Origin of the sequence: Synechococcus sp. H70.2, from assembly GCF_047462275.1 — a bacterium.
Classification (GTDB): domain Bacteria; phylum Cyanobacteriota; class Cyanobacteriia; order Thermostichales; family Thermostichaceae; genus Thermostichus.
Map to the genome: position 1 here is coordinate 424,575 of NZ_JANSIU010000001.1, position 18,977 is coordinate 443,551.

Sequence of the window (18,977 nt, forward strand, 5' to 3'; positions counted from 1 at the left end):
GCATGTTGGCTATGTTCACCAACAACGAGGTCTGGAAGGCCTTTTTGAGCAACCCCGTTGTCTTCTGCGGGGGCTTCCTGAGCGGCCTGCTGGGCTTGGATATCAAGCAAGATCCGCTGCGCAGTTGGCTGGAGTCCCAGGGCTTGAGGGTGGAGGATTCACCCGCCCCCACCCAAGGCCCCCAGTCTATTTCCATCGAGTAGGCGTCCGGGCAGGAGGGATCCCTGCTGGGGAGCCTCTCAATTTAGCAGGGCAAGCCGAGGTAAGCTAATGTCGCCCAGACAGTCCAAACTGAGAGGGTGGCGACGGCGGGGATCCCGCGGGGGCTATCTCGTCGGGGTGGTGTTCCTGCTAACGGGGCTGGTTGCCCTACAGGCGGCAGATCCGGCCTTGGCCCAGTTGGATCCCGCTTCTTCCCCAAGCGCCGAGCTGGATCCCCAAGTTTGGCTAGGGCGCTACAACGCTGCCCTGAAGCAATTGCCGCCTCTGCCCAACTTGCAGTACCGCCAGCAGGTGCGGGTGGAGGGATCCCAAACTTTCACAGCCACCCTGGATGTGCTCCGCCGCCGTGATGGCAGTTGGCAGGCGTGGGTAGCCGAAGGGGATCGCATTCGCCTGTTGGATTCGCGGCAACTGGAGGTGGTGAACCAATCGGACCTGCTCAAGCTGTATTCGGTGTACGTGAGCCGGCCCGAAGCGCTCCTGCCCTCGGTAAGTTTTGAGCTAGAGGCTGATCCCAGCCGCTACCGCGTCGTCTCCTCAGAACGGGCGGATCTGGCGGGATCCCCTGTCCAGCACTTGCGCCTAGAGCCCCTGCAGGAGGGCCAGCTGCGGGAGCTGTGGCTGGAGCCGGAGTCAGGGCTGCCGCGGCAGGTGCTCTTGTTTTTGTCAGGGGTGTGGGGGCAGGCCTATGTCCTCATGGGGTTTACGGCAGTGCCTGCTCCCCAGGGAGGCACCCGTTACTGGCTGCCGGAGAGCAGCCGCATCAATGTGGGCTATGGGTTTTGGACGCTGGAGGGCCTGACCCGCCGCGTGTTCAGGGGATCCCTTGCCATCCGGCACGACTACCAGGACTATCGCCTTCTGCCGGAGGGGGTGCAGTTGCGCTTTTTGCCCTCCCAGCCGCCGCTGGATGCACCGCCAGTGGTGGCCGGCCTGCCGGGGAGCAGTCCCCAACTGGAGCTGGGAGAGGTCCAGGTTTTGGGAGTGGACGAGCAGGGAAATCAGCAATTTAGCATTGGCCTGGGCAGACGCACCGCCGCAGAGACCCCCTTGGAAGACCGCATCGCCGCCTTTAACCTCACCCGACCGGCCAGCCGCAATGCCCTCACCCAGATTGATATCTTGGCCTTTTTGCCTCTGGGCGACGGCCAGTTGCCCATCTATCTCTTTCAGTTCGACACCGGTCGCCCTCTCTCGCCCCTGCAAGGGGTGGAGCGCCCGCGGGTAGATCCCAGCGGGGTTTTTGATCCCAGGCCGCCAGCCATCAAACTCTTTGGAGACTAGGTGGCTCTCCCCAAGCCATGGAAAAAGCCCGGTTGGGAAGGGAAGTGGCAGCGGCGTAGAATAGGCCTGGGATCCAAAGGAGAAGCAAGGCGTGATCAAACCTTACTCTGCCCACTTGTTGACCCCTGACTTTCGCCTCAGCCTGGCAGTGTTGGTTTTGGCAGGGCCGCTATTTTGGCTTTCCTTTTGGGTAGGGCTGGCGATGGGTCTGTTTGGCCTGTTTTTGCTAGTGCAGACCTGTCTCATTGGGCTGGCCTTTACCCGCAGGGCCCTGCAAGTCTATAGCGGCTCCCAGCGCATTCGCGAGTTCCCCTACAGCGAGTGGCAGGATTGGCAGATTTTCTGGCGACCTGTCCCTGTTCTTTTTTTCTTCCGGGAAAGCCGAGGCATCCATTTTCTACCCATGCTCTTTAACCCCGTTGAGCTGCGGCTTTGCCTAGAGGAGCACGTAGGACATCTGCACGCCCAGAGATCCTCTTTTCGCGCGGCGGGCCGATGAGCGGTTCTAACGGCTGGATTTGGCAAGAAAAAGGGGGGTGGCGTTGGCTGCAGTGTCAGCTTTTAGCAGACTGGCCGCATGCCTTTGGCTGCCGGCGCCACTCTTTCTATCAACCGGCTGAACTGGCTGAGCAACTGCAGTTGATCCCCGAACGGGCGGCTTGGGGCCGCCAGGTTCACGGCTGCCAGTGGAGGTGGGCCGATACCCTCACCAGGATCCGGGCAGAGAAGACAGAAGGCGAGGTTCAGCGTCCTGCAACCGATGCCGTCATTGCCCGCTGCCCAGAAGACTCTGCCTGGGTTGGCACTGCCGACTGTGTGCCGATTTTGGTTGCCAGCCGCCAGTGGGTGGCAGCAGTTCACGCCGGCTGGAGGGGGACGGCCGCAGGCATCCTGCCTAAGGTGCTCCAGGTCTTTCTCCAGGGGGGGATCCCTGCGGAGGAGATCCGCATTGCCTTAGGGCCAGCCATTTCTGGACCAGCCTACCAGGTTTCCCAAGCAGTGGCTGACCAGGTGCTGCAGACGCTGCCTGCAGGGGTGGATCCACAGCTTGCCCTTTGGCCCGATCCCCTCCCTGGCAAAGTTCGCCTGGATCTGCGCTGGGTCAACTCTGCCCAGGCCCAAGCGCAAGGGATCCCGCCCGAGAACATTGCCATCAGTCCCCACTGCACCTTTGGCCAGCCCCAGGACTTCTTTTCCTATCGCCGCGAGGGATCCCTAGAAAAAGAGGGCCGTCGCTGCGTGCAGTGGTCGGGAATTGGGCTGCCGAAGGCGGCTTTGGGCAAGGGGCTGGCTGCCAAAGACAGCCCCTATAATTGCCTTCAACCCTCCACCACAGCAGGGATCCCGTGATGTACCGTGCTGCCTTTTGGGGACTGGCTTGGATGGCTTTGTCTCTATCGCTTGCCTGGGCCGGCGAAGCCTATGCCCAAACCTCTTTGACAGGCATCAACCGCGACAGCGTACGGCAACTTAACCTTGGGTCGGGACGGGGCTTGGCTCCGAGGCCGATGAAGGGTGCACCTCTAGAGGAAGGCCAGGATCCCACCGCTCCCTCAGCCCAGATGTGGGCGGAGTGGCACATCCGCACCAACGTCTGCCCTGGTCACCTCTCTACCGAAGAACTGGCGGAGCTGTTTCCTTTGGTAACCCAAGAGTTGGTGGAGGCGGTTTGCCAGGGGGGAAGTTAGCGGTATCGCCAAGGCAAGCGGTAAGGTATTTAAGGGAAGACCTGAGGTTGCGGCTGCATGGATTTTGAGAAGCTCTTGGAGGAATGGGTGGCGGCCTTTACCCAGGCGGCAGAGGCAAGCCTTGCTGCTTTTGAAGCTGCCCTGAGGGAGCTGGGAGAACACCTGGCCACACCCTTTGAGCAAACCCTTAGGCAGTGGGAAACCTTTTGGCGGCTGGAGCCCGAGCCGGAGGCCCCAGAGGAAGCGTTTAACCCTGCCGGGGGGCAGTCTTTTAGCACCAGCCGCTTTTTCATCAGCCCCTTGGGGTTTGGGGGCATAGTTGTCTATACCTATATCACTTCGCCACCTGGCTGGATTGGGGATCCCACCTGTCGCTACAACGCCCTTTCCCCGCAGCTGCGCTGTGCCGTCAACCCCTATGGTCCCTGCCAAGGCTGTCCCCACTACGAGCGGCGGGAGGAGAGCCCTCCGCGTTAGCTAGGCTGGGAGCTGTGGGTATGCAGGATAGCCGCCTTATTGTTGCCCTAGATACCTCCTCTCTCCAACAGGCTCTCGAGTGGGTGGAGCGCTTACCCCAGGTGCAGTGGTGGAAGGTGGGGCTGGAGCTGTTTACGGCGGTTGGTCCTCCAATCCTGCAAAGCCTTAAGGAGCAGGGCAAGCGCATTTTCTTGGATCTCAAGCTGCACGATATTCCCCACACGGTGGGGCGGACAGTTGAGGTGGTAGTCAAGCAGGGCGTGGATTTCCTCAGTGTCCATGCCGCCGGCGGCAGCGCCATGCTGCGCTCAGCCGCAGCTGCTGCCCAGGGCAGTTCCTGTCGCCTGTTGGCAGTTACCCTTTTAACCAGCCTTGGCCCTGACCAGGTGCGGCAGGAGCTGGGCATTGAGCGGGATCCCGGCGACTATGTGTTGCAGTTGGCCCAGCTGGCCATGGAGCAGGGCCTAACTGGGCTGGTCTGTTCCCCCCAAGAAGTAGGGCGGCTGCGCCAGGCGCTGGGGCAAGCAGTTCTGCTGGTAACTCCAGGGATCCGCCTCGGAGAGCCAGAGGTGGGAGACGACCAGCGGCGGGTCTGCACCCCGGCAGCAGCTCTGCGGGCAGGGGCAGACTATTTGGTGGTGGGTCGCCCCATCACGGCAGCTGCCGATCCCCTAGCCGCCTGGCAACGCTTCCAAGTGCTGGTGGAGACGGCTGGCTGAGGGGAGTGGAAGTGGGGGGAAGCAAGCGGGGGAAAAGAGCTGCTCAAGGAGGGCGGGGCGTAGGTTTAGCGGTGGTTTGGGGGTTGTCCAGCCTAGCTGCTGCGCCAGCCAGGGGAGCAGTCTGTGCCGCCGATCCCCAAAGTTGGGCCCAGGCGCTGACGGCGCAGTTGCCTTTGTTCCTCACTTTGGCCCTAAGCCGCTCCCGCTCCGAGTTTCAGGTGGTGTTGGTGGGCCAGCCGCAGGTGGAGTCTTTTGCTGCCGAGGAGTTGGCGGATAGCCCCTCTCCTCTTCAGGGCTTTCGCCTCTATTTCACTACGCTGGAGCGCCGCTTGGTTCTGCCCCAGCAGCCACCACGGCAGGACAACCCTCTGGCGGGGCGGCGCAGCGAAACCCTGCAACTGGCCTATGAGGCCTATGTGTTGCGGGCTAGACCAGGGGATCCCTGGCAGCTGGTGCGCCTACAAGTAACTGGAGCCGGGATGCCCATCCGCGATGTTACCCACGGGCTTACGGCCCAAGCCATCCGCCGTTGGCAGCAGTCTGGGTGTCCCTTAGCCGGCGATCTAGAGTTGACTAGATCCTCTTCTCCGTGAGGTTTCCTCCTGCCATGCCTCCTCAGGGCAAACGGCTGCTCCGTCCTGCTCCCACGGCAGGCAATCGTCGGCGCCGGCATCCGGCCAATTGGAGTTGGATGGGCCCCTGCTTACTGTGCGGGGGAATAGGACTGCTTTTGGGGCAGCGGCTTCGCCTTTTAGAAGGGCCAGTTCAGGCAGTGTGGTGGCGCGTTTTGCCTGCCAGTAACTCTGAGGGATCCCCTGCTCCTCCAGAACTTCCTCTCTACCACTGGCTGGCAGACGGACTTTTGCCTTGGCTGCTGCAAAAAATCGGGATCCCGCGGCAGGAACTGCTGGCAACCGTGTCGGCCCTGGCCTGTCTGGCTATCCTGCTGTGGTGTTGGAGGTGGGGTAATTTCTGGAGCGCTGGCCTGTGGGGGCTTAGCCCCTGGGTGCTGACCCAGGGGTTGGAGCCAAGTAGCGAGATTTTGGCCCTGCTGGTCCTCCTAGGCAGCAGCGGCATTAGGCCGGGATCCCGCCTGCGCTGGGAGGGGCTGGCGCTGGCCTGTGCTCTAAGCTACCGCGTTTGGCCCTTGGCCTTGCTCTGGGCGGCGCTGTGGAGTAGCCAGGAGCGGACGCAGCGGCGATGGCGGGGGCCAACCTTGCTGCTGTTGGTGATGGGCCTCTCCTGGCTTGGGCAAGTCGAGCGGCTTGCCGCTGGCTTCCCGGGATCAGAAACCCTCTCTACTGCTGCGCTCACCAGCCCGAGGGGCCTACCTGCTCTGGCTACCTTGATGTTGCCCCTGGGGCTGGCCTTGGTGCGGCTGGGCTGGCCCTGGGAAGAACGCCAACAAGCTTTGCTCAGCCTGGCCGGCTTGGGTCACGTCCTCTGGATGGGCCTGCTGGCGGCTTGGCTTTGGGAGGTGGGGGATCTGCCGCTGTACCTCTTGCAACAAAGCGCCCGCTGGGGCCTAGTGGCCCTGCCCTTCCTCTGCCTGAGCGCTGGCGGTGTCTTGGCGGAAATTCCCTATGGGGGCTGGCGGCGGCTGTTGGGATCCCTGCTTTTGGTTAGTTCGTTCCTGTTATCGTGGCAAGCCCTGACCTAGGGCTGGCTTGCTCTCCCCTCGGCCCCTATCAAGGACCTTTTCTGTCTAGCTGGCCTAGGCAACTAGAGCGCTGAGGGGCTGCGCGAGGTGGTGCTTCAAGTTGGGTCCCTAGCCCCTTGCCCTAGCGCTTCCAGGGGGATCCCTTTTGTCAAGAAAAGGACTACAGTTAAGGTCAATGCGGCTCAGGTGTCCAAAGACGCCGCCCCGCTGAGGCAAAGAGGAGAACAAAAAGAGATTATGACGGTGCGGGTGCCCCTCGACTATTACCGAATCTTGATGCTGTCGCCACGGGCCGACGAGCATCAGGTCGAACAGGCTTACCAGGAGCGCCGCGAGCTCAAGTCAAGCGAACATTCTTGGCTGCTGGGGTTCTCACCGCAGGCTTTGGAGGCTCGGGCCCAGCTGATTCAGGAGGCTGCCTCCGTCCTGCTCAACCCCGAGGCCCGGCGTAGCTACGATGAGCACCTGAACCTAGCGCATCCCACCCTAACGGTGGACGAGGCCCTTCTGCCGGGAGTGCTGTGCCTGGGCTGTGAAGCTGGAGAGTACCCAGCGGTTTTAAGCTTGGCTCAGCAAATGCTCGAGCAAGGCCACCCCGCCCGTTCCGATGCCATTTTAGGGCGGGCGGTGGCCCGTTTGGAGCTGGGCCGGGAGGCCTGGCGACAGGGAGCCTACGAGGAAGCAGCGCATTCTTTGCAGACAGGCTTGGCAGAACTGGAGGAATGTCGGGCCTTTCCCCAGCTGCAGGCAGAGCTCCGCATCGATCTGGGCAAGCTGCGCCCCTACCGCATTTTGCAGCTCCTTGACCCCAATGCTTCTGCTTCAGCCCCAACGGGCAAAGGAGCGCTTGCAGATCCTGCCTTGGCACGGCAGCAGGGGCTGGCCCTTCTCAAAGCCATGCTTGACGAGCGGGGTGGCATCGAGGGAAGTGGACAGGATGGCTCCGGCCTGAGTACGGAAGATTTCCTACGCTTCATCCAGCGAGTGCGCCGCTACCTCACCCTGCAAGAACAGCAGGAGCTATTTGAGCAAGAGGCAGAGCGCCCCTCCTTGGTAGCGTCCTACCTAGCTGCGCAGGTGCTGCTGACCGCAGGCTACTTGGAGAAACGGCCAGCCTTAGTGCGGCGGGCGCGCGGCTACCTGGTCCGCCTAGCCCAGCGGCAAGATGTGCACCTGGAGCAAGCTATCTGCAGCTTGTTGTTAGGGCAAACTGAGGAAGCCCTTAGCCATCTGCGCGCCAGTCAGGAAACCGAAGCCCTTCAGTTTATTGAGGAGCACTCCACTGGATCCCCTGATCTGTTGCCGGGCCTCTGTCGCTTTACGGAAAAGTGGTTCCAGGAGGAGGTATTCCCGGAGTTTTACGCCCTGAACACTACCCAGGCCAGCCTCAAAGCCTACTTTGACAACCCTCAGGTGCAGGCTTACCTAGAGGAGATGCCCAGCCGCGAGAGCTTGCCAGCGGGTCGGTTGTCTCCACCTCCTGCTCTCCCTCTGTCCCAAGTGCCTGCTGCCGGGGGTGCTAAGGTTCAGGAATGGCTTCCCCCACCTGCTCCCTTCCAGCAGGGAGATTTCCCCAAGCCGTCGCGCCTGTCCGAGGGATCTACCCGCTGGGGGAGTGAGGAGGCAGCCAGTTCTCTCCTTGCAGAAGGGAGCCTTCAGATCCACAAGAGGGGGTTGCAGGAGGGGGAGCGTTACCACCGCAGCCACTTGGGTTCAAGACGCAGCCGGACTGAGGATCCTGCCCCTTTCCTCAACCTCCGCTTGGCGGCCGTGGCTGGTGGGGTCATCCTTTCCCTCTTCGTCATCTGGCAGATGCTGCGCGGCCTGTTCACTCCCCCGCCGCCCCTGGAACAGCCCCAGGTACAACTGGAGCAGCCACCGGTTGCCATCGACAATCCGGGCCAGCCGGAACCCACGCCTGAGCCTGAATTGACCGGCCCTCTAGCCGAGTGGCGGGGTGTGCAACAGGTGCGGGTGATTGCCAAGGAGGGCATTAACATTCGCCAGCAGCCTAGCCTAACCGGGGCTATTGTTGGGGCCGCCCCGCGCCAAGCTCTGCTGCGGGTGGTAGAGGTGCAGGCTGGCGAAGGACAGGTGCCTGTCTGGTTGCGCATCGAGCGAGAGGGGGCACCAGGAGGGTGGATTGCTGCTCAATCCGGCTCAACTCGCTTGGTAGAGCGACTCTAACTTTTCTGCTATTGGCCTTGCCCCGCTTGTTTCCCGCTTTCCTGTGGTGGATATTCTACGCAATGCCCCGCTGGGGATCTACTTGGAAGAGCCGCGCACCTGGCTGCACCGTCTTGATCCACGCGTGAAGTTGGCTTGGTTGCTTAGCTTTCTCCTCAGCCCAATTTTGGCCAGCAATGGCTGGCGCCTGGCCGTTGTGGCAGTTCTCCTGCTCTTGACGGTAGCAGCCCGTCTGCCGCGCCGGGTCTGGTCGGGCCAGCTCTCGCTGGTGTTGGCCCTTAGCCTGCTGGCTTTTGGGATCACCAGCTTCGCCCCCGATGGCTTAGGGGTCTTCCCTCAGCCCCAGCGGCAGGACGCGCAAGTGGTAGGCTACGGGCTCCTCGCCAGCCCTGCCCTGGAGGGGGGGGAGAGGGCAGCAGCCAAACGGGCCTGGCAGCGCCAAACCCGTGCCTGGTCAACTGCCTACCGTTACCGCTTGCTGCAGGTTACCCTGCTGGGGCGAACTTTTCAAGTCTCGCGGCGTTCCCTCTCCGTGGCCCTGCGGCTGGGTACCCTCATCTTTACCCTGCTCTATGCCACCAATTTGTTCTTGCTGACCACTGCCCCCGAGGAGATTACGGCAGGGATCGGCCAACTGTTACAGCCTTTAAAGCGCTGGGGCTGGCCGGTTGCGGAGGTGATTCTCACCCTTACCTTGGCCCTCCGCTTTCTGCCGCTGGTGATGGAGGAAGTCCAGAACTTGGTGCGGGCGGTGCGCACTCGCGATGTGCGCTGGCGATCCCTCAGCTTCCGGGGCGGGATCCAAACCCTGCTGGCCCTGGTGGAGCGCTTTTTTGAAAACCTGCTCCTGCGGGCGGAGGAGATGGCGGCGGCTATGCAAGCTCGCGGGCTAACTGGTCCCGACCATCCTCTGCGCTGGCACCGCCTGCAGCTCCAGTGGCTGGATTGTGCAGCGCTGGCCCTCCTGCCTTTCTTCTGGCTGCTGAGAGCTTTGTCACCCTAAGAAGTGGCGCTAGGAAGGGGGGTGGAGCTCCCCGCTAGCCATTGGCAGGAACAGCTGGGAAACAGAGCGCCCATCGGAGGACACGTAGAAGGAGAGCTGCCCCCCTAGCCTCTGCACTATCCGCTGGCAGAGGCTCAGCTCCAAGCCGGGGCTGACCGAAAGCGGTGATTGGAACAAGGGATCCGCGTAGATAACCTGCTGGGGATCCCCTTGCAGGGCTGCCAGCAGGTAGGGATCAAAGTGGCCCTGATCCACCACCAGCAGCTCTGCATAGCCCTCTGTGGCTTGGCCCCACAGATCCAGCCGGCCTCCTTCCGGGCTGCGCAAGGCAGCAGCCAGCAGCACCTCCCAGAGGATCATCTCCAATCGTCCGGCATCGCCCTGAATGGTGAGGCTCAGCTCCCCGTGGGCGCGTAGCCACAGCTTGCGTTTTTGGGTCAGGCCCTCCACTCGGCGCAAGCTTTTGCGCACCAAGGTAGCCAAAGACAGCGACTGGAACTGCGGCTGCACCTGCCAGGTTTCTGCCTGCAACAATGGACTGGTAGAGCCGGCCAGCTCCTGCAGTCCTCTGGCAATTTCCACTACCTTTTGCCAGCGGCTGGCCTCCTCTCCCGGGATGTCCGGCACCTGGCCAAGGCGGCGCAGGCCGTCCAGCAGGGTATTTTGCATATCCAGCAGGCGGCGGTGCTTGTACCAGTTCAACTCGCTGAGCACCTCCTGCCGCTCCTGCAAAGTTTGCACCCAAAGCAGGCGCCGCAGCGTCCAGCCACAGGTTTGGGCAATTAACGTCACAGCCGCCTGCTCCTCCGCCTCCCAGACTCTGTCCGCCTCTGCTCCCAGGATCAAAACCCCTAGGGGCTCCGGCAGCGAGGGATCCGTCTCCCCCAAGGGCACCAGCAGCCAGGAGCCCAGGCCCGCGGAATTGAGCCAGGCGCGGCTGGCAGCCGGGATCTGTTCCTGGGCAAGCTGGAGGGGCCCTCTTGCCCGCAGCGCAGCAGCCAGCAAGGGATCCTGCCGAGTGATCTCCGTGGGGCCGCTGGGGCAGAACTCAGGGGCGGCGGCAAAGGGCGGCTGCAAGCAGGCCCGGCTCTCCCCCGGCTGCCAACTGACCACCAGCGCCAAAGGGATCCGGAGGAGCTGGGCCGCCTGTTGGGCGGTGGTGGCGTAGAGAGCAGCAGGGGTTGCCAGGTTTTGCAAAGTTAGGCAAGCAGTAATCAGGGTGCTGAGCAAGTGCTCTTGCCGTTCCTGCCGTTGCTGAGAGCGAAGTTGTTGCAGGAGCAATCCCACTTGTTGGGCAGTCCCGCGCAGCAGTTGCCGTTCTTCTCGGCTCCAAGCCCTTGGCCGCGGGTGGAGCACTAGGATCAGCCCTTCGGGGGTGGCAGTGCCGCTGCTGCCGGTATGAGTTAGCAGGAGGGAGCGCACCCCCAAAGGGGCCAGGTCTTGCCGCCAGGAGAGGAGGCGCAGATCCTGGTCGTAGTTTTCCGCCACCACCACGTCGCTGCGCAGCAGCTCCTGCCAGTCTTGCTCACTCAGCGGGCTAAGCTGCGGCGGCAGAGCCTGCTTGCCCTCGCGGCGGTACTCGGAGAAGAGGCGGGGGCTTGGCCTATCGGGATCTACCGTCAGGAGGGCCACCGCACCGGCTTGCAGACGCTGGCCCAGGCCAACCACCGCTTGCTGGAGAGCCTGCGGCAGCTCCGCCGGATTGTGAAGCGAACGGCCCACCTGCTGCACAAACTCCCCGTCGTCGGCCAACTGGCGAATGCGGCGATCCAGATTTTCCAGGGGGGCGGCTAAGGCCAGCCCCTGGGCAGCAGCAGCCACCAACTGGCGCTCGGGGGCTTGCCAGGTGCGGGGCACCTCCGATTGCACCCAGATAAACCCCAGCAAATCCTTTTGCAGGAGGATGGGGGCTGCCAGGGCGGCTTGGGCTCGCCACTGCTGCATTAGCTTGAGAGGGATCTCGGAGCGGGTTGTCCCCAGGCCGCCCACCACCACCTGGCCTGCGGCAAGGGTGTAGTACATGTTTCCCAACTCCCGCAGCGCAAGGCCGCCCTCTCCAGTCGGGATCCCCCCAGCTTTGGTCCCTTTGGCAGGGGGGGTGGGCCTAGAGGCACTTCCATGGGGAACGAAGCACCCCTGGCTGTGCTCGTGCCAGTACACCTGGATGTGAACAGCGCCTAGGCAAGACTGCAGCTCCTGCGTAACCAGGCTGACCCGCTCTTGCAGGGATCCTGCCTGACTCATCGCCGCCCCCAACTTCAGGAGCGACTCTTGCACGCGCTTTTCAGCCTGGAGTTTCCAGGCGTTTTCCAGCTCCTGCAAAGAGGCGGCCAACTGCCCCAGCACAATCCCCAGCAGCGCCTTTTCCTCCTCGTGGATAGTAACGCCCCACAGTTGGGATCCCAGCATCAGGATCCCTAGGCAGCGCCGCCGCCCTACTGCTGAGAAGGGGTAGATGAAGCAGCCTTGGATCCCGCCCAGGCGCTTGGCTTCCTGCTGCCAACGGCCCATGCGCGGCTCCTGGGAGAGATCGGCCACACTGATGGGCCGCTGTTCGATCACCACCTGCTCCAGGATCTCCCCCGGCTGCAGGGGATACAGAGCTCGCAAGAGCGCTTGATCCTCTTCCCGCAGGGTTACCCCCCCTTGGCCCACCAACTGGTGATTGGCATAGTCGTAGAGGGCTAGCCAAATGAGCGGCGCCCCAAACACCGCCTTAACATACTCCAGCGTGAGCTGAATCAAGGCATTGGCATCCCTCTGCTCCCGCATCCGCTGCAGGGTTACCTGCAGGGTAACTAGGGGGGAGATTGCCCCAGCTCCAGTTGAGGAGTAGGGGGAAGCAGGTTGAACCATGGCCCGACTTTGGTGATGCAGATTTTTGCCGCAGCTTCCGCTTGGCTCACCTTAGCCATGCCGTTGCTTGGGCGCCAACCCCTTTCCCCTGCAAGAGTAAAAGGGGGAGCCGCTAAAACGGAGGCTGCTAGAGAGCCTAGCGCCTTTTTAGGAAAGGGGAGCCGGGATCCCGCGCAATTTGGCCGTGTTGGTTACCATGCTCTGCACAAAGCGCTGCAAGCGCTGGCGTAGGTTTTCGTCTTTGAGGTTGCCCTGCTCATCGAAGGCGCTCCAAGCCCGCCCAATGGCAATCTGCTCCGGGATCGCCCAGCCATGCACCCAGCGCACAATCAGGCGCATTTGGTTGAGGGTGTTGCTGTTGCTCTCGCCGCCCAAGACACTGATGAGTCCGAAGACCTTGCCCTCCAAATGCTCAAAGCTCAACAGATCCAGGGCATTCTTCAAGCTGCCGCTGATGCCGCCGTGGTACTCGGGGCTGGCCAGGATAATCCCATCGGCCTGCTTCATCGTGGCCCGCAGGACCTCCACATCGGGGTAGTCCGGGTAGGATTCAGAACCATCGGCAAAGGGCAACTTCATCTGCCGCAGATCGAGGAGGTGCAACGGGATCCCCAACTTCTCAAACTCGGCCCGCACCACCTCTAGCGTTCGATAGGTCAGGGAGTTAGGCCGTAGGCTGCCACCAATGGCCACGAAGCAAGCCGCGGAGGCTGCAGTCATGGTGGCTTGAGAAGCGACAGGCAGGGCTTTTAGAGTTGAGGAAGACATGGGTTGAGCTCCTGAGGAGAAATTAGTTGCGTTTCAAACAATCTTAACTCATACTAATTCCGCATTGGAGATTCTTGCTCCGGAGTGGGGATCTGGGGCCAGCGGATCACCTGCAACAGGTTGGAAAAATCATCTCGCCAGAGCGGATCTCCGGGTTGGGGCAGCAGGGGCTGCCAGCCCGGCGGGGCGGCAGGGTTTTTGGCCATCAGCACCCAGTGGGAGGGGGCCAGCCCCGCTTGTCGCTGGTCAGGGGAGAGATCCCGGTGGACCCGCTGCCAAGCCTGGAGCCGCAGGGATCCGGCCAGGCCAGCCAACACAGGGGCCAAGTCCAGGTGGCGGTTGGTGATGTTAAAAAGCAGCCAGCCCTGAGGCTTGAGCTTGCTGAGGTAGAGGGTTAACGCCTCCTGGGTGAGCAGATGCACCGGCACAGCGTCAGAGCTGAAGGCATCCATCACCAGCAGGTCATAGCTGCCCTCTGGGATCCCTTGCAGACGGAGGCGGGCATCGCCCAAGATCACCCGCACCTGCGCCCGCCGGCTGGTCCTATTGAGATAGGCAAAGTAGCGGCCTGCCCAGTCGGCCACGGTGGGATCCAGCTCAAAGAACGTCCACTCCTCTCCCGGCTCGGCATAGGCGGCCAAGGTGCCGATCCCCAGCCCCAACACCGCAACCTGGGCTGGAGAAGAGCGAGGCTGCGCCCGCCACTGCTGGAACACCTGACCCACCGGCCCCTGGCGGGAAAAATAGGTGAGCGGCTCCAGCGCTTTCTGGGGATCTAGGTTTTGGCTGCCGTGCAGGGTGGTGCCGTGGAGCAGGCTGCGGAAGGAGCCCGCCTCGGTGTGGTATTCCACAAGGCGGTGAAGGCCAAAGACACTGCGCTCGCTGGCTACCACCTGCAGCCCCGGCGGTAGCCAAGGCTGTCCCAGCAGCAAAACCAACCCCGTGGTTACTCCTAGGCGGTACCGCCATCCCCTCTTGCTTTCTCCCAACAGGGCCAGCAGTGCCCAGCCCAGGCCCAGGCCTACGGCTGCGCCAGCGTGAAGGAGCCCCTGGAGATGAAAGCGCAACAGCAATAGGGGCAGGAGCAACCCCAGCCCCAGCCCTAGGCCCAACCGTCCCCCCTGAGCTGCCAAGGCTGCCAGTGCTAGGCCCAAGAGAAGCGGATACTCCAGCACCGACTCAAACACCTGCGGCGCCAGCAAAGCGGCAAACAGCCCTCCTAAGCTCCCCCCCAAGGCCAGCCACAGGTAAAACTGCGTCAACTGCTGAGCCGGCGGGCGACAGCGAACCAACTGGCTATGGCAGGCCCAGCTCACCAGGGCAAAAGCCCCTAGGTGCAGCGGCAACACCCAAAACCAAGGCCTCACCCAGCCCAAGACCTGTGCCCCCACTGCCCCACAGGCCAGCAGAGCCGTTGTCCCCAAAGCCAACTCGTTGGGGTGGAGGCCGCCGAAGGCCAGCATAAAGGTCACCAGATAAATGCTCAGGGGGAGAGCCCACAGCAAGGGCACCGCCGCCACCTCGGTGGTCAAGAGGGTGGTGACTGACACCAACAGACCCGCCGGCAAAAAGGCCCAGCCGGCCCAGCGGCAACCCTCCCGCCAGCAGAGGGGCCAGATCTCCGTCCTGCCGACGTCCCTGGGATCCCCTGGAGCAGGAGCGGGTCGTAGGAAAGCCACCCCCCGCCCTTGCAGGAGCAGCCCCACCCCACCCAGCAGCACCAGCGCCGCTACTAGGGCGTAGGCCCCCGTCCACAGGTGGGTTTGTCCTGACAAAGACAACCGTGGCTCCAAAAGCAGCGGATAGCCCAGAAGCCCCGCTAGGCTGCCAGCATTGCTGGCCACGTAGAGCTGGTAGGGATCCCTTTTCACCCCTCCCAGCGCCCGCTGCAGCAACGGCGTCGTCCCCGACAGAAGAACCAGCGGCACTCCCACCCTCGCCGTCAAGTCCGCCAAAAGGGCTAGGGAGGGGGAGGCCCCTTCCCATTGGCCAGGGATCCCGAACTCAAAGGACAAAAACTTCAGCCCCACCAGCAAGAGGCCCCCGTGCAGCAGCAGGCCCAGGCCGGGAGCGAGCCCTCGCCCCAGCCGGTCTGCCCACAGGTAGCCCAGCAGCAAAGCAAGCTGGAAAAAGACCAGGCAGGTATTCCACACCAGTGGGGATCCCCCCCACAGGGGCAGCAGCAACTTGCCCAGCAACAACTGTCCCCAAAAAAGGCAGAAAGCGCTGCCGAACAACGTGAGGCCAACCAGCAAAACCACAGCCGTGCCCCCCTACCCCCTGGCTGTCAGTATGGCCTAGCCCTCCTAGGCAACGTGGCTGCCGCTGAATTCAGAGGCGGATCCTGGCAGCCGCAAACCTCCGTCTGCCTGAGGGCCAGCTCAGCGGCTCCTCACCTGTAGGGGAAAGCGCTCGGCCAACTCCCCTTCCACCTTAGGAAGCCATTCTTCTTGGAACACCCACACCTGACCTTGCTGCACGCGGCCATCGGGGTTTTGGGTCAGCTCCAGCCAATACACCAATTGCTTTCCCCGCAGCACCACGCCTTGGGTAGCCAAGGCAAGGCTGTAGCCGGGATTACCCGCCAGGGCTCCAGGAGCCGGGTAGCGGATGACCTCCACTGCCTGGTCCAAATCGGTGGCAATCTCCGGTCCATAGACCTCGCGAATGGCCCGAAAGAGATCTTCTGCCGTTAGCCCTTGCGGGCGGAAAAAGGTCATCCGTTCCGAGCGAATGGTCTCCCGATCCAGCGGGTTGATGATCCGTCCCGGGGGAGCCACCGAGGCCAAAAAGGTAAACCGGGATCCATCCGGCTCCACCCGGTGGATGCTGAGCGTCTCGCCCGGACGGGGCCGCAGCACCGGGTTGTCTTTTATCCAGGCAGCCACCTGATTTGGTGCTTGCCCAGGGATCCCCCAAGCTGCGGCGGAAAGGCCCACTGACCAGCAGGTTATGGCCCAGCCTATCCCTTGAGCCAAACGCCGTCTCCTTCCCTCCCCTCTGGAGCGATCTTGGCTTTGCTTGGCGCCCCAGACCGGCCACAGCTTGCGGTGCACTTTCTCAGGCCTCCGGACAAACAAAGTACTCCTAGTGTATCTGGAGCTCTCAGCCTGCCTGCTGCGTTTAAGCGTGGACATTGGAGCCAAGGGGAGCAGGGATTCTGCAGCAAGATCCCCAAATCTTAGGATCCTGTCCCGCAAAATGTAGAAGATACCTTAGGATTAACAGTAAGTGAACCTCAAACGCATCCAGTCACCACCTCAGGAGGTAAGCGATGGCTCTTGTTCCCATGCGGATCTTGCTGGATCATGCCGCTGAGCACGACTACGGCATTCCAGCTTTCAACGTCAACAACATGGAGCAGATCCAAGCAATCATGCAAGCTGCCCATGAAACCAACAGTCCGGTCATCCTGCAAGCCTCTCGAGGGGCGCGCAAGTATGCGGGCGAGCACTTTTTGCGCCACCTAATCCTGGCGGCGGTGGAAACCTATCCTCACATCCCCGTGGCCATGCACCAAGACCACGGCAACAGCCCCGCCACCTGCTACTCTGCCATCCGCAACGGCTTCACCAGTGTGATGATGGATGGCTCCCTCAAAGAAGATGCGAAAACCCCGGCTAGCTACGAGTACAACGTAGCAGTCACCGCTGAGGTGGTGAAGGTGGCCCACGCTGTTGGCGTGACGGTGGAAGGGGAACTGGGCTGCCTGGGATCCCTGGAGACGGGCCGCGGTGAGGCGGAAGACGGCCACGGCGCCGAAGGGGCCCTCAGCCGTGACCAACTGCTCACCGACCCGGATCAGGCGGTGGACTTTGTCGAGCAAACCCAGGTGGATGCGCTGGCTGTAGCCATCGGCACCAGCCATGGCGCTTACAAGTTCTCCCGCCGGCCCACAGGGGACATTCTGGACATCGATCGCATTGCTGAAATTCACCGCCGTCTGCCGAATACCCACCTGGTGATGCACGGCTCCTCCTCGGTCCCCAAAGAACTCATTGACATCATTAACCAGTACGGCGGCTCCATTCCCGAAACCTACGGTGTGCCCATCGAAGAAATCCAGCGAGCCATCAAAAACGGGGTGCGCAAAATTAACATCGACACCGACAACCGCCTGGCCATTACGGCTGCAGTACGCCGCGCCCTGGCCGAGAATCCGAAAGACTTTGATCCCCGCTCTTTCCTCAAACCTTCCATCAAGGAAATGCAGAAAGTATGCGCTGAGCGCTACATTGCCTTCGGCTGCGCTGGCCACGGCACCAAAATTCCCGTCGTTACCTTGGACGAGATGGCGGCTAAGTACGCCTCCGGCGCTCTGTCGGCTCAGGTGAAGAAGACCGCCGTAGTCTAGGAAGCAGTTGCTGGGCTCCTCATAGCTCCCCCCTCTTGCGGAGGGGGGCTATTTTCCACCAGAGGCTAGACTCCCTGCAGGCGCTACCTGATCCCTGATCCTAGGATAGGGAGTCTTGTTGGACGGGGCTTAAGGCCAGTGCCTCCCAGAAAGGGGCCGAAGGCTGGTGCAGCACGATGCGATTGCCATCGGGATCCCGCAACTCCACCTCTTGGCCGTGAAAAGCCTGGCGCAGAGGGGAGGGGGAAATCTGGTGCTCGGCCAACAAGGCCGCGAGGGATCCCAGGTATCCAGTAAGATCTTGCACCTGCAGACAGAGGCTGGCTGCCCCCCCTTGGGCTGCTAACTCTAGCTTCCGGTCGTGGTAGAGGCCCAGTCGCAGTCCTGGCAGTCGAAACTCCACATACACGGGCTCTCCCTGAGGGGGAATCTGGAGCTGGGGTGGGCTCCCCAGGAGGGCTTGATAAAAGTGCAACAAGCGAGGTAAGTTGGGGGTGGCCAAACTGAGCAAAGCTGCGGCGATCTCCATAGCAACTGGCTCCTCTTGCTCCTAGTTGCAGTTTGGCTTCTCCCCAGGGTCTGGAGGAGATTCTCTTCTAGGATTGGATATAGTAGGTAGCAAGACGTGCTGCTTCTTCACAAAGCAACCGGAGCAACCTACCGTGCTGGGGCTACTTAGCCGCTTTTCCCGTGACATGGGCATTGATTTGGGCACAGCCAACACGCTGGTCTACGTGGCCGGGCGTGGCATTGTCCTGCAAGAGCCCTCGGTGGTGGCCATTGACCAAAACACCAAGCAGCTGCTGGCAGTGGGGGAAGAGGCCAAAAAGATGCTGGGCCGCACCCCCAGCAACATCATTGCTGTGCGCCCCCTGCGGGACGGCGTGATAGCCGACTTTGACACGGCAGAGATGATGCTCAAGCACTTCATCCAGCGGGTGCACGGAGGCCATTACTTGATTGCGCCGCGCATTGTCATTGGGATCCCCAGTGGGGTGACTGGCGTGGAGCGGCGGGCGGTAATGGAGGCGGCTCTGCAAGCAGGGTCGCGGGAAGTGTACTTGGTGGATGAGCCGGTGGCAGCGGCAATTGGAGCGGGCCTACCGGTGCAGGAGCCCGTAGGAAACATGATTGTCGACATTGGCGGCGGCACGACCGAGGTGGCTGTCCTCAGTCTGCAGGGGATCGTGCTGAGCGAATCGGTGCGCGTGGCAGGAGATGAGCTAAGCGAAGCCATCATTCAGTACATGAAAAAAGTCCACAACCTCACCATTGGAGAGCGCACCGCTGAAGAGATCAAAATTCAAATTGGCTCTGCCTACCCCACCCAAGAAGAACTGAGCATGGAAGTGCGGGGGCTGCATCTTCTCTCTGGCCTGCCGCGTACCGTGACGGTAAAAAGCACTGAGATCCGCGAGAGCATGGCCGAGCCCCTCTCGGTCATTGTAGAGGCCATCAAGCGTACCCTGGAGCGCACGCCGCCGGAGTTGGCCGCTGACATCATTGACCGTGGCATCATGCTGGCTGGAGGCGGAGCCCTGCTCAAGGGTCTGGACGCTCTCATTAGCCACGAAACCGGGATCATGGTTCACGTTGCCCCAGATCCCCTCAGTTGCGTGGTGCTTGGCACAGGGAGAGTTTTGGAGGACTTCAAAACCTTGGGCCGAGTGTTGAGCGCTAGTTTCAAAGCCTAGCAGGGTTCCTGGGGATCCCTGCTGGCAGCCCTCCGTCAGGTCTACGGTGGGTGGGAGTCGAGGCT

The 18,977-nt window shown here is 62.1% G+C and carries 18 protein-coding genes; 13 read left to right on the forward strand and 5 right to left on the reverse strand.

Annotated elements, in window-relative coordinates:
- Positions 1-2: 2 nt before the first annotated feature.
- The 11 genes from NW822_RS02035 (at position 3) to NW822_RS02085 (ending at position 9,240) form a co-directional block, all read left to right on the forward strand.
- Positions 3-203, forward strand: a complete 201-nt coding sequence (locus NW822_RS02035) for a hypothetical protein (RefSeq protein WP_414361903.1) — start codon at positions 3-5, stop codon at positions 201-203.
- A 67-nt stretch (positions 204-270) separates the two neighbouring features.
- On the forward strand, positions 271-1,506 hold the full coding sequence (locus tag NW822_RS02040) for a hypothetical protein (protein ID WP_414403343.1): 1,236 nt from the start codon (positions 271-273) through the stop codon (positions 1,504-1,506).
- A 91-nt stretch (positions 1,507-1,597) separates the two neighbouring features.
- Positions 1,598-2,005 (forward strand): DUF3119 family protein, encoded by a 408-nt coding sequence (locus NW822_RS02045; RefSeq protein ID WP_414361899.1) that lies wholly within the window; start codon positions 1,598-1,600, stop codon positions 2,003-2,005.
- The gene (gene pgeF / locus NW822_RS02050; RefSeq protein ID WP_414403344.1) at positions 2,002-2,856 is read left to right on the forward strand and encodes a peptidoglycan editing factor PgeF; all 855 of its coding nucleotides are present in this window, start codon (positions 2,002-2,004) and stop codon (positions 2,854-2,856) included. Before NW822_RS02045 ends, pgeF begins: the two co-directional genes overlap by 4 nt.
- The gene (locus tag NW822_RS02055; RefSeq protein WP_414361895.1) at positions 2,856-3,194 is read left to right on the forward strand and encodes a hypothetical protein; all 339 of its coding nucleotides are present in this window, start codon (positions 2,856-2,858) and stop codon (positions 3,192-3,194) included. The genes pgeF and NW822_RS02055 overlap by 1 nt, the downstream gene beginning before the upstream one ends.
- A gap of 57 nt (positions 3,195-3,251) precedes the next feature.
- Positions 3,252-3,671 (forward strand): DUF6464 family protein, encoded by a 420-nt coding sequence (locus tag NW822_RS02060; RefSeq protein ID WP_414361892.1) that lies wholly within the window; start codon positions 3,252-3,254, stop codon positions 3,669-3,671.
- A gap of 20 nt (positions 3,672-3,691) precedes the next feature.
- Entirely contained in the window at positions 3,692-4,390 is a 699-nt protein-coding gene (pyrF, locus tag NW822_RS02065) for an orotidine-5'-phosphate decarboxylase (protein ID WP_414361890.1), read from the forward strand.
- A gap of 71 nt (positions 4,391-4,461) precedes the next feature.
- On the forward strand, positions 4,462-4,983 hold the full coding sequence (locus tag NW822_RS02070; protein WP_414403345.1) for a hypothetical protein: 522 nt from the start codon (positions 4,462-4,464) through the stop codon (positions 4,981-4,983).
- A 179-nt stretch (positions 4,984-5,162) separates the two neighbouring features.
- Positions 5,163-6,050, forward strand: coding sequence for a hypothetical protein (locus NW822_RS02075; RefSeq protein WP_414361886.1), 888 nt, complete (start codon positions 5,163-5,165; stop codon positions 6,048-6,050).
- Between the two features lie 237 nt (positions 6,051-6,287).
- Positions 6,288-8,237: an SH3 domain-containing protein gene (locus NW822_RS02080; RefSeq protein WP_414403346.1), complete on the forward strand. Its 1,950-nt coding sequence runs from the start codon at positions 6,288-6,290 to the stop codon at positions 8,235-8,237.
- A 46-nt stretch (positions 8,238-8,283) separates the two neighbouring features.
- On the forward strand, positions 8,284-9,240 hold the full coding sequence (locus NW822_RS02085) for an energy-coupling factor transporter transmembrane component T family protein (protein ID WP_414403371.1): 957 nt from the start codon (positions 8,284-8,286) through the stop codon (positions 9,238-9,240).
- 9 nt (positions 9,241-9,249) lie between these two features.
- Here NW822_RS02085 and NW822_RS02090 read toward each other — a convergent pair whose 3' ends face one another.
- From NW822_RS02090 to NW822_RS02105, 4 genes are all read right to left on the reverse strand, one after another.
- On the reverse strand, positions 9,250-12,096 hold the full coding sequence (locus NW822_RS02090; RefSeq protein ID WP_414403347.1) for a GAF domain-containing protein: 2,847 nt from the start codon (positions 12,094-12,096) through the stop codon (positions 9,250-9,252).
- 147 nt (positions 12,097-12,243) lie between these two features.
- Positions 12,244-12,864, reverse strand: a complete 621-nt coding sequence (locus NW822_RS02095; RefSeq protein ID WP_414361879.1) for an NADPH-dependent FMN reductase — start codon at positions 12,862-12,864, stop codon at positions 12,244-12,246.
- A gap of 53 nt (positions 12,865-12,917) precedes the next feature.
- Positions 12,918-15,125 carry a spermidine synthase gene (locus tag NW822_RS02100; protein ID WP_414403348.1) on the reverse strand — a complete coding sequence of 736 codons (2,208 nt, stop codon included), beginning with the start codon at positions 15,123-15,125 and terminating at the stop codon, positions 12,918-12,920.
- A 120-nt stretch (positions 15,126-15,245) separates the two neighbouring features.
- Positions 15,246-15,842, reverse strand: a complete 597-nt coding sequence (locus NW822_RS02105) for a hypothetical protein (RefSeq protein ID WP_414403349.1) — start codon at positions 15,840-15,842, stop codon at positions 15,246-15,248.
- 296 nt (positions 15,843-16,138) lie between these two features.
- Between NW822_RS02105 and fba the strand changes: the two genes are divergently transcribed.
- Positions 16,139-17,218, forward strand: a complete 1,080-nt coding sequence (fba, locus tag NW822_RS02110; RefSeq protein ID WP_414393205.1) for a class II fructose-bisphosphate aldolase — start codon at positions 16,139-16,141, stop codon at positions 17,216-17,218.
- Between the two features lie 100 nt (positions 17,219-17,318).
- Here the strand turns inward: fba and NW822_RS02115 are convergent, their stop codons facing one another.
- Positions 17,319-17,747: a VOC family protein gene (locus NW822_RS02115; protein WP_414403350.1), complete on the reverse strand. Its 429-nt coding sequence runs from the start codon at positions 17,745-17,747 to the stop codon at positions 17,319-17,321.
- A 136-nt stretch (positions 17,748-17,883) separates the two neighbouring features.
- On the opposite strand from NW822_RS02115, the gene NW822_RS02120 reads away from it, so the two are divergent.
- Positions 17,884-18,912 carry a rod shape-determining protein gene (locus NW822_RS02120; RefSeq protein WP_414403372.1) on the forward strand — a complete coding sequence of 343 codons (1,029 nt, stop codon included), beginning with the start codon at positions 17,884-17,886 and terminating at the stop codon, positions 18,910-18,912.
- Positions 18,913-18,977: the final 65 nt, after the last annotated feature.